The following is a 13,328-nucleotide window of genomic DNA, read 5'->3' on the forward strand; positions in this document are numbered from 1 at the left end:
CACAGCCGAAAACACGAAGGCCGCCCCGACGGGCGGCCTTTTTTAGTGTTCCACCACCACTTGCGGGGCCGGGGCGCCCTGCCCTTGGCCGCCGCCCCGCTTGAACAGCGGCACCGCCAGCAGCACGAGGAGGAAACTGGCCACCTGGTACCAAAGGGCAAAGCTCGCCGCATCGGCAAAGGCGATCTGGGGCATGTTGCCGGCCGCCAGTTCGCTCCCCAGCCGGCCAAAGAACATCTCACCCACCAGCGCAATGCCGAGGGCACCACCCACTTGCTGAAAGGCCTGCAGCGCCCCCGATCCGGCCCCGGCATCGCGCGGGGGCACATAGCGCAGCACCAGCTGGAACAGGGACGAAAAGCCCAGGCCCAGCCCGATGCCCGCAATCAGCAGTGGGGCGAGGAAGCTCCACTGATCGATGCTGTCGCGGGCGGCGGCAATGATGAAGTGGAGCCACAAGATCCCCGAGGACAACAGGATCCCCGAGGCGGCGAGCCGGCTGCGCAGCTGGCGCGAGCCCAGGCGCCCGGCAATAAACGAGGCCAGCAGCACGCCCACCGAAAACGGCGTATTGGTCAGTCCGGATTGCAGCGGGGTAAAGCCGAAGCCCGATTGCAGCAGCAGCGAAATCACCATGAACATGCCCGGAATCCCCGACGCAAAGACGGTGATCACAAGGGCGCCGAACATGAAGTCCTTGTTGGTGATGAGATCGAAATTGAGCAGCTGCGGCTCGCCGCGGCGCGCCCGCTGGCGCGTCCAGAGCGTAAACAGCCCCAGCCCTACGATACCCGCCACGATCATTGCCAGGCACCAGGCCGGCCAGCCATAAGCGCGCCCCTCCACGATGGGGAACACCAGCAGCACGATGCTGACGCCAAAAAGCACGATGCCGACATAGTCGTTCTTGAGCCCGGCATGGCCGGGCAGGCGCGGGATCAGGAAATAGCCGGCGACGATCGCGGCAATGCCGATGGGAATGTTGACAAGGAAAATGGGCTGCCAATCCAGCCCGAAGAGATTGGCTGAGATCAGGAGGCCCCCCAGGATCGGCCCGCACACCGAAGCCAGACCCGCCGACAGGCCAAAGAGCGAAAAGGCCTGCCCGCGCTCATGGGGCGGAAAGGTCACCGTGGCGATGGCCAAAACCTGGGGCGTCATCATCGCGCCGGCCAGGCCCTGGATCACCCGGGCGATGATCAGGAACTCGATATTGGGCGCCATCCCACAAAGCGCCGAAGCAACCGTGAAGGCGCCCACACCCCACAGGAACATATGGGTGCGGCCCACAATGTCGCCCAGCCGCCCGAAGGGCAGCAGCCCCAGGGCAAAGGCCAGCACAAAGGCGGCAACCACCCATTCGATCTGGCTGTCGGTCGCCCCCAGGCCCTCGCGCATGCTGGGCAGGGCCACATTGACGATGGTCACATCGATCAGGTTCATGAAGTTGGCGATCAACAGCACGAACAGCGCCGGCCAGCGCCGGGGATCGGCCGTATAGGGCATGGCCGCCGATGCGGGATTAGCTGTGGACATGGTCTTGCTTTCCTTGGACAGTTTGGGGGGCGCCAAAGGCGCGCTCGAGTTCGGCAAAGACGCGCTCGAGCGAAGTGCGGTGCGCCGTCCAGAGCCGCCAGTGATCGCTGAGGGCACCAGTGGCAATGAGCGCGGCCGCCAGCGGGTCGAGATCGGGCCGGAACGAGCCATCGCCGATCCCCAGCTCGAACAGCTCGACGAATTGGCTGCGCCACAAATCGTGCAGCGGCGCCATGATGGCGGCGATCGCCGGATCGCGCCGGCCGCGCTCCATCATTTCGGTCAAAACGATAATGAGCTCGGGCGTGTCTTCCACGATCTCGCGGAATTCCTCGAATTCGAGGCGCAACTGCTCGAGCCCGCTCTTGCCGGTGCGCGGACGCCGCTCGGCCTGGGCGCGGAAATCGGCGCGCAGGCTTTCCGCCACCAGCGCGATCAAGGCTTCCTTGCTGGGCACGTGGTAATGGAGTGTCGCGATATTGATGCCGACGCGCGCGGCAATGTCGCGCGTGCGCAAGCCCTCGAGGCCCCGCTTGACAATGATGGCGCGCGCCGCCAGCGCGACGGCACGCCGGCGATCATCGCCACTGCAACGTTTGGGTAGGGGCTCGCTCGACATGGCGCTCAACTCTGGGGAGCGGCGTCCTAGCGCACCTGCGCCAGCCAATCAATCATTTGATTGGGAGGCTCGGCTGAATTTTGCCCATGCGCCCATCGCTGTTGACATCTGCGCCGGGGAGGCCGAGTTCCCCTTTCTGTTCGTCACCGGAGCCCGCCATGCAGGATTATGTCCGCCGGATCTTGACCTCCGCGGTTTATGAAGTTGCCCAGGAAACCCCGCTCGAGCGCTTGCCGCTGCTGTCGGCGCGCCTGGGGGCCGATGTGCTGCTCAAGCGCGAAGACCTGCAGCCGGTGTTTTCCTTCAAGATCCGCGGCGCCCATAACCGCATCGCCCAGCTCACGGCCGCCGAGCGCGTCCGCGGCGTCATCTGCGCCTCGGCGGGCAACCATGCCCAGGGCGTTGCGATGTCTGCCACGCGGCTCGGCATCCGCGCCATTGTGGTCATGCCCACGACCACCCCCACCATCAAGATCGGCGCGGTGCGGCGGCTGGGCGGCGAAGTGGTGCTGCATGGCGACGGGTTCGATGCCGCGCGTGCCCATGCCGCCGAGCTGGCCGCAACCCATGGCTATGTCGTCGTGCACCCGTTCGACGACCCCGATGTGATCGCCGGACAAGGCACGATCGGGCTCGAACTCATGCGCCAGCAGCCTGGCCCAATCGGGGCCATCTATGTCCCCATCGGCGGGGGCGGGCTGGCGGCCGGCATTGCCGCCATCGTCAAGTTCCTGCGCCCCGATATCCGGGTGATCGGGGTCGAACCGGAGGAAGCGGCCAGCATGAAGGCGGCCATTGCCGCTGGCCATCCCGTGCCGCTTGACGAGGTGGGGCTCTTTGCCGATGGCGTTGCCGTGCGCCAGGTGGGCGACGAAACCTTCCGGCTCTGCCGCGAGCTGCTTGACGACATCGTTTTGGTCTCGGCCGACGAGATCTGCGCTGCGATCAAGGATATTTTCGATGATACCCGCGCCATTGCCGAGCCCGCCGGCGCCCTGGCCCTCGCCGGCTTGCGGCGCCAGGTCGAGCTGGGCACCGCCCCCAAGGGCCCGCTGATCGCCATCAATTCGGGCGCGAATGTCAATTTCGACCGCCTGCGCTATGTGGCCGAGCGGGCCGAGATCGGCGAGCGCGCGGAAGCGCTCCTTGCCGTTACCATTCCCGAGCGTCCCGGCAGCTATCGCGATTTTATCCGGCTGATCGGCCAGCGCGCCATCACCGAGTTCAACTACCGCTTTGCTCATGGCGAAGCCGCGCGCATCTTTGTGGGCGTCAAGCTCAGCCGCGGCGATGCGGAAAAGGCCGAGATCCTGTCCCTGCTCGCCAATGCGGGCCTGTCGGTCATCGACATGACCGACAACGAGGTCGCCAAGCTGCATGTGCGCCATATGGTGGGCGGGCGCGTCGCCAATCTCGCCGATGAGGCGATCTACCGCTTCCAGTTCCCCGAACGCCCCGGCGCCTTGCTGCGCTTCCTTGAGGGGCTGACTGAAGCCTGGAACATTTCGCTGTTTCACTACCGCAACCACGGTGCCGATTATGGGCGCGTGCTGGTGGGCATCCAGGTGCCGCCCGAAACCCGGACTGCCTTTGAAGCCCATCTGAACGCCATCGGATTTCCGTTCTGGGACGAAACGGGCAACCCGGCCTATAAACTTTTCCTTGGAACCTGAGATCGGCGGAACCAGCAGGCGTTCCGGGGCGTCATGCTGTTGCCACCAACAGCCAGCATAGTCACCCTTCACCCCACTCCAAAAAGCGGAGCCGCCATGACGCCGACCAGAAACAAGCACCTTTTTGCCCTGGCCGGGATGGCCACCCTGGCCATGCTCCAGCCCGCCATGGCCTTGGATGCGCAGAGCTTTGTTGATCGGGTGGAGGCCATCTACGAGCCGCTTGGCTATGAGCTGAGCTTTGGCGAGGCAACGCTTGAAGGCGACACCATCGTGGCCAAGGCTGTTCGCATCGGCGTTGGCGCGACGGCCGGCGAGCCGGCGCCCTACACCGTGACGACCGACATTACATTTAGCGGCGTTACCGAGCTGGCCGACGGCGCCTATATGGCTGAAACGGTTACGGTTCCAGATATCGACACCGACTTTGCCACCGATCCGGTGGGGCACCTCACCCTCAAGGATGTGCGGCTCGAGGGCTTCTACCTGCCGGCCGGCGAGGCGATCTCGGCCGATGCCGTGTTGCAGCTGGTGCGAGCGATCAAGACGGGGCCGATGACGGTGACCCGTGATGGCGCGCAGGTGGCGAGTGTCGCCTCCATGGAAGCGGTTTCGACCTTCAATCCCGAGCCTGGGACCGGGCCACTGGTGGATTTGACCTCGACGCTGGCGATCAATGACATCGATCTGGACTTGTCGACCATGAAGGACGACGACCCCGAAGCCGCCGCTGACATCGAGGCGCTGGGGCTGACGCAGGTGCAGGGCGATGTCAGCCAGTCCATGAGCTGGGCCATGGCCGACGGGCATCTGGTGGTCGATAAGTTCCTGTTCGACTTCAACGATGTGGGCGCGCTCGACCTCCGGTTCGACCTGCTCGGCGTCACGCCCGCGCTGATGGACAAGCTCGGCAAGGCGCAGGCCGCGACCGAGGCGCAGGGCTATGATCCCGAGAGCAAGGAAGCCCAGGCCGCCCAGATGATGATGGGCATGGAGTTGCTGCAGGGCGTGACCCTGGTTGGCGCCTCGATCGCTTATGACGACGCCTCGCTGGCCGACAAGGCGCTGGATTTGTATTCGGCAAAACAAGGAGTTGAGCGGGCCGAGCTGGTTGAAGGCCTCAAGGCCAGCCTGCCGCAGATGCTGGCGGGAACCGGCGTTCCGGCGCTGGCCGATCTCGTGACCGGGCCGGTTTCGGCGTTCCTTGATGACCCGCAGAGCCTTGAAATTGCAGTTCAACCGGCTAGCCCGACGACCCTCCTTGTGTTGACGGCTGCAGCGGCAAACCCCGCGGGATTGCTGTCGATGCTGGGGCTGGCGGTTACCGCCAACGAGTAAGCCCAGCTGCCAAAAAGGCCGGTTCGCCGGCCTTTTTCTTCCCCCGATAGTGGTGAATTCATTTAGATGAACGTGTTATGAACGGCTTATGAACGAGCTTTTGCCGCCGCGGAATGAAAGCCTATCGCATGTGCAGGATTGGGTGTTTGATCTCGACAACACCCTTTATCCGCGCACCTGTAATTTGTTTGCGCAAATCGATATCCGCATCACCAATTACGTGATGGACCTGACGCGCCTAGACTTCGAGGCGGCGCGGGCATTGCAGAAAACCTATTACCGCGATTTCGGCACGACGCTGAACGGGCTGATGCATGGCCACAAGGTCGACCCCGACCATTTCCTCGATACCGTCCACGCCATCGATTATTCCCCGGTCGCGGCCCATCCCGAACTGGTGGAGGCCATTCGCGCCCTGCCCGGGCGCAAGTTCATTCTGACCAATGGCGATGTCAGCCATGCCCGCTCGGTGCTGCGCCAATTGGGTGGCGGGGATTTGTTCGAGCATGTGCACGATATCCGCGCCATGACCTTCGTGCCCAAGCCGCACCGGCAGGCCTATGAGGGTTTTCTCAAGGCCCACGACATCGATCCCAACCGGGCGGTGATGTTCGACGATCTCGAAAAGAATTTGCTGGCGCCCCATGAGCTGGGGATGTCCACCGTGCATGTGGTGGCCGGCGAGGACTTCGTGCATGACCAGGTGGAAGCCTGGGAACTCGGTCGTGGCGCCGGCGCGCATGTGCACCATATCACCGACGATCTGGCGCGGTTCCTGCGCGAGCTGCCCTAGGGGCTGCACCGCTACATAGTGTTGAGGTGCAGGATATTGCCGTCGGGGTCCTTGAACCAGACCATGCCGAAATCGCCGGCATGGTGGATGTCGCCCCGCAGCTCCATGCCCGGATAATGTTCGAACACCACACCTTTGGCAGCAAGATCGGCGGTAATCGCCTCAAGCTCGTCGCCGACGCCCCAGACCACGGCATTGGCCTGGTTGGTGCCGGCATAATCGGAGCGGTAGACGACAAGCCGAGTGCCGCCGGTACGAAAGGTCAGCACATCGTGGTCACCCCCTTCGAGCTCCAGCCCCAAAATGGTGCCATAGAAATGCTGCGCCCGCGCGATATCGCTGACTGCAACAATCGCCGAAGAGTCTTTCTGCTTGAGCATCCCATCCTCCCTGCAGGCTTATCCTGACCATGGCTGAGATCGGCCTTATTGTGCGCCCAGTGGGGGCGATGAAACAAGCCAGCACTGCTGACCTGCGCTGCTCGTGCGGTCCCCTTCGCGCTAGGCTGAAGCCATGAGCCAATTTGCTTCCCGCCGTCTACCACCGGTTCCCGAGGAAGCCGCCAGCTTTCGCGAACGCATGCGCAATCTGCGCCATCTCGGGCGGCTCCTGGCGCAGATCTGGCGAACCAGCCGGTTCCTGACCGCTGCGAGCATTGGATTGCGGCTGGTGGCGGCGGTGCAGCCGGTCGCCATGCTTTATGTGGGCAAGCTAATCATCGATGAAGTGGTGCGGCTTTCCGGCTCGCCAGCGCCTGGCTCAACCCTGGCGGAATGGTGGGCGAGCGGGTCGCTCAACACGATCGCGGTGCTGCTGCTGATCGAGCTGGGGCTGGTGATCGGCTCGGACCTGCTGTCGCGCCTGACGGGGCTGGCGGATTCGGTGCTGGGAGAATTGCACTCCAATACGGTCAGCGTCGAGTTGATGGCCCATGCCGCCAGGCTCGATTTGCGCCACTTTGAATCGGCGGAATACCAGGATCGGCTGGAGCGAGCGCGGCGGCAGGCCGCGGGCCGCAATGCGCTCCTGAGCCAGATTTTCGGGCAAGCCCAGGACATCATCACCGTCATCACGCTGGGCGCCGGGCTGTTCGTTTATGCGCCCTGGCTGATTGCCTTGCTGCCCCTGTCCTTTGTGCCGGCGATCTGGGGCGAAACGCGGTTCAATACCCTCGCCTATTACCTTTCGCGCGGGCGCACTCCCGAGCGGCGCGAGCTGGAATATATCCGCCATGTCGGCGCCAGCGCCGAAACTGCCAAGGAGATCAAGCTTTTCGGCTTGGGCGGCTTCCTGATCAACCGGTTCCGCACCCTCGCGCAGACCATCTTTGTCGAGAACCGGCGCATCGCGATCCAGCGGGCGGGCTGGGGCGCGTTGTTCGCCGCCATCGCCACCCTCACCTATTACGGCGCCTATGGCTATATCGTTTGGCGCACCATCACCGGGGCTTTTTCCATCGGCGATCTCGCCTTTCTGTCGGGCTCGTTCCTGCGCCTCAACGGCTTGTTCCAGCGCATCCTGCTGGGCTTCACCAGCATTGCCGGCCAGTCGCTTTATCTCGACGATCTGTTCTCATTTTTCGAGATCGAGCCCACCATCGTGCCGCCAGCCCATCCCAAACCCTTTCCCCAGCCAATCCGGCGGGGCGTGCAGTTCGAGAATGTCGGGTTCCGCTATCCCGATACGGATACCTGGGCGATCCGCAATCTGAGCTTTACCCTTGCCGCCGGGGAAACCCTGGCGCTGGTGGGCGAAAACGGCGCGGGCAAGACCACGATCGTCAAGCTGATGACCCGGCTCTACGACCCCGATGAAGGGCGGATCACCGTCGATGGCGTGGATCTGCGTGACATGCTGATCGAAGATATCCACGCCCATATCGGGGTGATCTTCCAGGACTTCATCCGCTATAGCCTCACCGCACGCGAAAATATCGGCGTGGGGCGCATCGAGCTGCAAGACGACATGGATCGGATCAAGGCCGCGGCCGAGCAAAGCCTCGCCGATGGGGTGATCGCCAAGCTGCCGCTTGGCTATGAGCAGCCGCTGGGCCGCCTGTTCAACAAGGGCCGCGACCTGTCTGGTGGGGAATGGCAAAAGATCGCCATTGCCCGCGCCTATATGCGCGATGCCGAACTCATCATTCTCGATGAACCCACCGCCGCGCTCGATGCCAAGGCGGAAGCCGAGGTGTTTGCGCGCTTCAAGAGCCTTGCCGCCGGCAAAACCGCGGTGATCATCTCGCATCGGTTTTCAACCGTGCGCATGGCCGACCGTATCCTCGTGCTGGAAAACGGGGCGATCCTGGAATCCGGCTCGCACCAGGACCTGGTGGCGCTGGGCGGGCGCTATGCCGAACTGTTCGAGTTACAGGCCGCCGGTTACCGCTAGGACGGGCATCTGAGCCCGTCCCTGCCCTGGGAGCGCCGGTTTGGCCTTGGCAAGCAGCACAGAACAGCCTTAGCTCTGCCCGAGGTCCTCAAGAGGTTGCATGATCACCCCGAACGACAGCCAGATCACCCTCATCGCCGAAACCTATCGTCTCCTGGGCGATCCGACGCGGTTGCGGGTGATGCTGGCTTGCCTGGCGGGCCCGATCGCCGTGGGGGACATTGCCCACACGCTCGGCGTGTCGCCTTCCCTCGTCAGTCACCATCTGCGCTTGCTGCGCTCAGCGCGCCTGGTGCGCGGCACGCGGCGTAACAAGCAGGTGTTCTACGAGGCAGAAGACGATCACATCGCCCATATTCTGACCGATATGATCGAGCATGTTGGCGAGGAACAAGGCGGCGACGCCGGGTCTTGATCACACCCGCGTGTGAGTCTTGCATCCGACATATGAACAGCTATTCATATGACAGAGGATGAGGTGAGGTCGATGAACGCAGATGGCCATGAGGGGGATGCCAGGGCGGCGGCCGGTGCGAGCGCAACTGTGGTTGGGCAGGTCCACGATCACCACGAGCATGCTCACGCCTCCCACAGCCATGAGCACGACGATGATGGCCATCACCATGATCATGGCGGACACAGCCACGCCCCCAAGGTCGGGGCCAATAATGAACGCGTGGTGCTGATCGGCTTTGCGTTGACGGCTGGCTTCATGCTGGTGGAAGTGGTGGCAGGATGGCTGTCAGGCTCGCTGGCGCTGATCGCCGATGCCGGCCACATGCTGACCGATGCCGGGGCCCTGCTGCTGGCCTGGGCCGCGTTCCGCTTTGGGCGGCGCGCTTCGGACGCCACGCACACCTTTGGCTTCATGCGGCTCGAAGTGGTCGCGGGGCTGGTCAATGCACTAACGCTGTTTGCCCTGGCTGGCTGGATCCTGTTCGAGGCAGTGCAGCGGGTGATGTCGCCCCAGCCGGTGCTGGCGGGGCCGATGCTGGTGGTGGCGATCCTCGGGTTGGGGGTGAACCTCCTCGTTTTCCGAACGCTCCAGGGCGGGGACAAGGATCACGTCAATATTCGAGGTGCCGCGCTCCATGTGCTGGGCGACATGCTGGGTTCTGCCGCAGCGATCATCGCCGCCATCGCGATCTGGCTTACGGGCTGGATGCCGATCGATCCGATCCTGTCCTCCCTTGTTTCGCTGCTGATCCTGCGCAGCGCCTGGAGCCTATTGCGCAATTCGCTGCAGATCCTGATGGAAGGAGCGCCCGGCAATGTGGTGGTGGAGGAGATCGGTCCATTTCTGACCAAGACCGTGCCGGGGCTGGGGGCGGTGCGGCATATTCATGTCTGGTCCATCACCTCCAACAAGCCCTTGGCGACGCTGGAAATCGCCCTTGCTCCCGGAGCCGACCCGGCCGCCGTAACCCGTGCCACCAAGGCGGCGCTGCTGGAAGCCTATGGCATTGCCCATTCCACGGTGGAAATCGACTGGAGCCAAAGCCCGACCCATTGTGCCCTGGGTGACGCAGCGGCGCCGGCCTGAGACGTCGCAACTGCCCACCGCGCGCCCCCTTGGCGCCGCCCCGTATCCGGTTCCATCGGGCAGGCGAAAAATACCCTCTGGTCTGTTGTCGCAAACCCGTGTTCTCGGGGGGAACCAATTGGGGGTCGTTCCGATTGAGTCCCCGAACGCCACAAGGCAAATTAACCGAGGAAATCAACATGGCTGAAGAAAAGAATCTTAACGATTTGTTTCTCGATACGCTCAAGGACATCTACTACGCCGAAAAGCAGATCGTGAAAACTCTGCCTAAGATGGCCAAGGCAGCCCAGTCGCCCGAACTTGCTGCCGGCTTCGAACAGCACCGCGATGAAACCGACGTGCATATCGAACGCCTCGAGCAGATCTTCGAACTGCTCGGCAAGCCCGCGCGCGGCAAGACCTGCGACGCCATTCTCGGGATCATCGAGGAAGGCAAGTCCATCATGGACGAGTTCAAGGGCACGCAGGCGCTGGATGCCGGCCTGATCGCGGCGGCACAGGCCGTCGAGCACTATGAAATGGCCCGTTACGGCACGCTGCGCACCTGGGCCCAGCAGTTGGGGATGACCGACGCGGCCAAGCTGCTCGAGACCACGCTGGGCGAAGAAGAAGCGACTGACAAGAAGCTGACGACGCTCGCCACCGGTGAAGCCAACGCCAAGGCCGCCTGAGCCCTGGCAGGGGACTGAAATCAAGCCGGCAGGCCGCCCACGCGGCGGGGCTGCCGGCTTGCGCATGTTGCAATAACCTACTGTAATTTCAAGACAATTAAGGGAACTTCCGTCCGCTCGCGGCATTGTGTGCTCACTTGACGTCGGCCACGGAGCGGCCAAGGCGACGTTCTCTAGAACCTAAAGGAGTCGGAGCGATGAGCCCCCAAGATCCTAGTCAATTCTCAGCAGACCAGACATCGAGCACCGGCGGCGCCGCGGGGATCGTCCCCGATCAGGCCAAGCAGGACCTGAGCGCAGCTCAAGAACAGGCCAAGCACGATTTTGCTGCGGTCAAGGAAACCGCCAAGAGCGAACTTGACGCGGTTGCCCAGCGCGCGGCCGAAGAAGTGCGCAACCTCAAGGGCCAGGCGCAGGAACAGCTTGGCGCCGCGACGGAAAAGGCCCGCTCCTTTGCCAGCGAGCAAAAGGACATGGCCGCGGGCCAGCTCAGCGGCATTGCCTCGGCCGTGACGCGGGTTGCCGATGAACTCGACAACGACCAGCAGAGCACCATTTCGGGCTATGTCCGCGACCTGGCCAACGGCCTTAATCGCGCATCCGAAACGGTCCAGAACAAGAATGTCGACGACCTCGTGGGCATGGCCCAGGACTTCGGCCGCCGCCAGCCGCTGGCTTTCCTGGGCGTTGCAGCCCTGGCCGGCTTTGTGGCCAGCCGCTTTGTGCTGGCTTCCGCCAACCGCCGCAGCGGTACGGGCGGGCAGACTTCGGGTGAAACCGGCTATACCGGCAATTCCTCCAGCTATGCCAGCTCGGGCGGTTTTGCCACCGGCGGCAGCGGTTCGGGCACCGGTTCGAGCGGTTATGGCACGGGCAGCAGCGGCTATGGCTCCACCGGCAGCACCGGTTCGACCGGCAGCACCGGCTCCAGCTATGGCTCGACCGGCGGCACGGGTTCGGGCACCGGCTCCAGCTATGGTTCCACCCCCGGCACGGGCAGTTCCTATGGTTCGACCGGCGGCAGCACTTCGGGCTCGGGCCTAGGCTCGGGCAGCGGCTACGGCTCGGGTTCCACGGGTGGTTCGACCACCCAGAATGGGGAGAAGGATAATGTCTAACGTCAATGACAGCCGGCCACTATCCGAGCTGATCGGCGGCCTTGCCGGCGACATCTCGAACCTGTTCCACAAGGAAATCCAGCTGGCCAAGGCCGAGGCCTCGGAAAAGTTCTCCCAGACCATGGGCGGGGTCGTGTTCCTCCTCGCCGGTGCCGTTCTGGCACTGGGCGCGCTGGGCGTGTTCCTCTCGTTCCTCGTGTCGCTGATTGCAGCGTTCTTTGAGGCGCAGGGCATGGACGAGACCATGGCCACTTCCATCGGGGCGATCATCGTCACCGTGGTCGTCGGCATCATCGCTTATGTGCTGGTGAACCGTGGGCTCAGTGCCCTCAAGGCCAGCAACCTCAAAATGGAGCGCACGGCCTCTTCGCTTGGCCGTGACGCCGATGTGGTCAAGGAGAGACTCTAATGGCTTACGATGACGACAACAAAAGCTCGGCCGAACTCCAGCGCGAAATCGATATGCAGCGCAACCAGGTCGAAAACCGCATCGACCAGATTGCCGATCGCCTTTCGCCCGGCCAGTTGGTCGACGAGTTCATGGCTTACACCAAAGGCGGCGGTGGCGAGTTCATCGGCTCGCTGCAGCGCAGCGTGACCGCCAACCCCCTGCCGGTGGCCTTGCTGGGCGTGAGCCTGGCCTGGCTGATGGCCAAGCCCGGCGGTTCGTCCAAATCGGAGCGGACAACGACCACCCGCGCTTATGGCGACGATGCCTGGGATGACAGCATCAATGCGCGTCGCGGCTATGGCGCCACGGACTACGACACCGAAAGCGTTTATATCGACGAAGAGTTCTATGACGACGAAGACTATCCCGTCGCCACGATCTCGGGCTCGAGCATGCAGCGGCTGGGCAGCGTCAGCGATGATGCTGGCCGCAACTACAGCGAGTTCACCGACGATTCCGGCAAGAAGTTCCGCGCCCTGACCGACAAGACGGGCCAGCGCGCCGGCCACTTCATGGATGAGGCGGGCAATCGCTTCAAGGGCTTCGCCGATGCCGGCGGCCAGCAGGTGCAGCATTTCCGTGACGAAGCGGGCAATCTGCTCGATGCGGCCACGGGCTGGGCCTCCCATACCTGGCGCCAGGCTCGTCGCAAGCTCCATGATGCTCGCGATGCGCTGAGCTCGGGTGCAAGCCATGCCGGCAGTGCCGCCAGCGGGCTGCGCAGCCAGGCGGGCCATGCCGGCAGTGCCATCCGCAGCCAGGCCGGTCATGCCGGTTCGGCGATCCGACACCAGGCGGGCTCGCTCAACCACACGCTGATGGACCAGTTCCGTGAGCAGCCGCTGGTTGCCGGTGCCCTGGCTTTTGCCGCCGGTGCCGCCCTTGCCGCCACCCTGCCCCATACCGAGCAGGAAGACGCGCTGTTGGGTGAAAGTGCCGACCAGCTCAAGGCCATGGCCGGCGAGCAGGCCAGCCAGGTTTATGAGCAGGGCCGCGAAAAAGCGACCGAGCTTTATGAAACCGCGGCCGGCAAGGCTGGCGAAATCTACCAGCAGGCCAAGGAAGGCGTTTCCAACGTGGCTGGGACCCCTACCACCTCTTCGACCGGGCAGTCCTCGACTGGCCAGGGCTCGACCGGAGAGTCGACGACCTGAGCGAAAGAAAAACAAGAGGAAGGCGGGTAACCGCCTTTCTC

At 63.6% G+C, this 13,328-nt stretch carries 13 protein-coding genes; 10 read left to right on the forward strand and 3 right to left on the reverse strand.

Annotation, left to right across the window (positions count from 1 at the left end):
- Positions 1-42: 42 nt before the first annotated feature.
- Positions 43-1,536 carry a DHA2 family efflux MFS transporter permease subunit gene (locus tag AC3YMN_RS17160; protein ID WP_489890957.1) on the reverse strand — a complete coding sequence of 498 codons (1,494 nt, stop codon included), beginning with the start codon at positions 1,534-1,536 and terminating at the stop codon, positions 43-45.
- The gene (locus tag AC3YMN_RS17165; RefSeq protein WP_489890958.1) at positions 1,523-2,155 is read right to left on the reverse strand and encodes a TetR/AcrR family transcriptional regulator; all 633 of its coding nucleotides are present in this window, start codon (positions 2,153-2,155) and stop codon (positions 1,523-1,525) included. The genes AC3YMN_RS17160 and AC3YMN_RS17165 overlap by 14 nt, the downstream gene beginning before the upstream one ends.
- 158 nt (positions 2,156-2,313) lie before the next feature.
- Between AC3YMN_RS17165 and ilvA the strand changes: the two genes are divergently transcribed.
- From ilvA to AC3YMN_RS17180, 3 genes are all read left to right on the forward strand, one after another.
- Positions 2,314-3,828, forward strand: coding sequence for a threonine ammonia-lyase, biosynthetic (ilvA, locus tag AC3YMN_RS17170; protein ID WP_489890959.1), 1,515 nt, complete (start codon positions 2,314-2,316; stop codon positions 3,826-3,828).
- A gap of 96 nt (positions 3,829-3,924) precedes the next feature.
- Entirely contained in the window at positions 3,925-5,166 is a 1,242-nt protein-coding gene (locus AC3YMN_RS17175; protein ID WP_489890960.1) for a hypothetical protein, read from the forward strand.
- 88 nt (positions 5,167-5,254) lie between these two features.
- Positions 5,255-5,959: a pyrimidine 5'-nucleotidase gene (locus AC3YMN_RS17180; RefSeq protein ID WP_489890961.1), complete on the forward strand. Its 705-nt coding sequence runs from the start codon at positions 5,255-5,257 to the stop codon at positions 5,957-5,959.
- Positions 5,960-5,970: 11 nt separating this feature from the next.
- On the opposite strand, the gene AC3YMN_RS17185 is transcribed toward AC3YMN_RS17180, so the two are convergent.
- Positions 5,971-6,339 carry a VOC family protein gene (locus AC3YMN_RS17185; RefSeq protein WP_489890962.1) on the reverse strand — a complete coding sequence of 123 codons (369 nt, stop codon included), beginning with the start codon at positions 6,337-6,339 and terminating at the stop codon, positions 5,971-5,973.
- Between the two features lie 133 nt (positions 6,340-6,472).
- On the opposite strand from AC3YMN_RS17185, the gene AC3YMN_RS17190 reads away from it, so the two are divergent.
- The 7 genes from AC3YMN_RS17190 to AC3YMN_RS17220 all read left to right on the forward strand — a co-directional run bounded on the left by AC3YMN_RS17190 (position 6,473) and on the right by AC3YMN_RS17220 (position 13,287).
- On the forward strand, positions 6,473-8,350 hold the full coding sequence (locus AC3YMN_RS17190; RefSeq protein ID WP_489890963.1) for an ABC transporter ATP-binding protein: 1,878 nt from the start codon (positions 6,473-6,475) through the stop codon (positions 8,348-8,350).
- A gap of 100 nt (positions 8,351-8,450) precedes the next feature.
- Positions 8,451-8,765, forward strand: coding sequence for an ArsR/SmtB family transcription factor (locus tag AC3YMN_RS17195; RefSeq protein WP_489890964.1), 315 nt, complete (start codon positions 8,451-8,453; stop codon positions 8,763-8,765).
- A 72-nt stretch (positions 8,766-8,837) separates the two neighbouring features.
- Complete coding sequence (locus AC3YMN_RS17200; protein ID WP_489890965.1) at positions 8,838-9,893, forward strand: cation diffusion facilitator family transporter; 1,056 nt, start codon at positions 8,838-8,840, stop codon at positions 9,891-9,893.
- Between the two features lie 179 nt (positions 9,894-10,072).
- Positions 10,073-10,564, forward strand: a complete 492-nt coding sequence (locus AC3YMN_RS17205) for a YciE/YciF ferroxidase family protein (RefSeq protein WP_127751880.1) — start codon at positions 10,073-10,075, stop codon at positions 10,562-10,564.
- 197 nt (positions 10,565-10,761) lie between these two features.
- Positions 10,762-11,682, forward strand: a complete 921-nt coding sequence (locus AC3YMN_RS17210) for a hypothetical protein (protein WP_127751879.1) — start codon at positions 10,762-10,764, stop codon at positions 11,680-11,682.
- Positions 11,675-12,091, forward strand: a complete 417-nt coding sequence (locus tag AC3YMN_RS17215; RefSeq protein WP_489890966.1) for a phage holin family protein — start codon at positions 11,675-11,677, stop codon at positions 12,089-12,091. The genes AC3YMN_RS17210 and AC3YMN_RS17215 overlap by 8 nt, the downstream gene beginning before the upstream one ends.
- Complete coding sequence (locus AC3YMN_RS17220; protein WP_489890967.1) at positions 12,091-13,287, forward strand: DUF3618 domain-containing protein; 1,197 nt, start codon at positions 12,091-12,093, stop codon at positions 13,285-13,287. Before AC3YMN_RS17215 ends, AC3YMN_RS17220 begins: the two co-directional genes overlap by 1 nt.
- Positions 13,288-13,328 lie beyond the last annotated feature (41 nt).

The organism is Devosia sp. Z11_6 (genome assembly GCF_058133665.1).

Bases quoted from the DNA above. Each gene is read 5' to 3' on its own strand.
- AC3YMN_RS17160 (WP_489890957.1), bottom strand. From the start codon at position 1,536: ATGTCCACAGCTAATCCCGCATCGGCGGCCATGCCCTATACGGCCGAT.
- AC3YMN_RS17165 (WP_489890958.1), bottom strand. From the start codon at position 2,155: ATGTCGAGCGAGCCCCTACCCAAACGTTGCAGTGGCGATGATCGCCGG.
- ilvA (WP_489890959.1), top strand. From the start codon at position 2,314: ATGCAGGATTATGTCCGCCGGATCTTGACCTCCGCGGTTTATGAAGTT.
- AC3YMN_RS17175 (WP_489890960.1), top strand. From the start codon at position 3,925: ATGACGCCGACCAGAAACAAGCACCTTTTTGCCCTGGCCGGGATGGCC.
- AC3YMN_RS17180 (WP_489890961.1), top strand. From the start codon at position 5,255: ATGAACGAGCTTTTGCCGCCGCGGAATGAAAGCCTATCGCATGTGCAG.
- AC3YMN_RS17185 (WP_489890962.1), bottom strand. From the start codon at position 6,339: ATGCTCAAGCAGAAAGACTCTTCGGCGATTGTTGCAGTCAGCGATATC.
- AC3YMN_RS17190 (WP_489890963.1), top strand. From the start codon at position 6,473: ATGAGCCAATTTGCTTCCCGCCGTCTACCACCGGTTCCCGAGGAAGCC.
- AC3YMN_RS17195 (WP_489890964.1), top strand. From the start codon at position 8,451: ATGATCACCCCGAACGACAGCCAGATCACCCTCATCGCCGAAACCTAT.
- AC3YMN_RS17200 (WP_489890965.1), top strand. From the start codon at position 8,838: ATGAACGCAGATGGCCATGAGGGGGATGCCAGGGCGGCGGCCGGTGCG.
- AC3YMN_RS17205 (WP_127751880.1), top strand. From the start codon at position 10,073: ATGGCTGAAGAAAAGAATCTTAACGATTTGTTTCTCGATACGCTCAAG.
- AC3YMN_RS17210 (WP_127751879.1), top strand. From the start codon at position 10,762: ATGAGCCCCCAAGATCCTAGTCAATTCTCAGCAGACCAGACATCGAGC.
- AC3YMN_RS17215 (WP_489890966.1), top strand. From the start codon at position 11,675: ATGTCTAACGTCAATGACAGCCGGCCACTATCCGAGCTGATCGGCGGC.
- AC3YMN_RS17220 (WP_489890967.1), top strand. From the start codon at position 12,091: ATGGCTTACGATGACGACAACAAAAGCTCGGCCGAACTCCAGCGCGAA.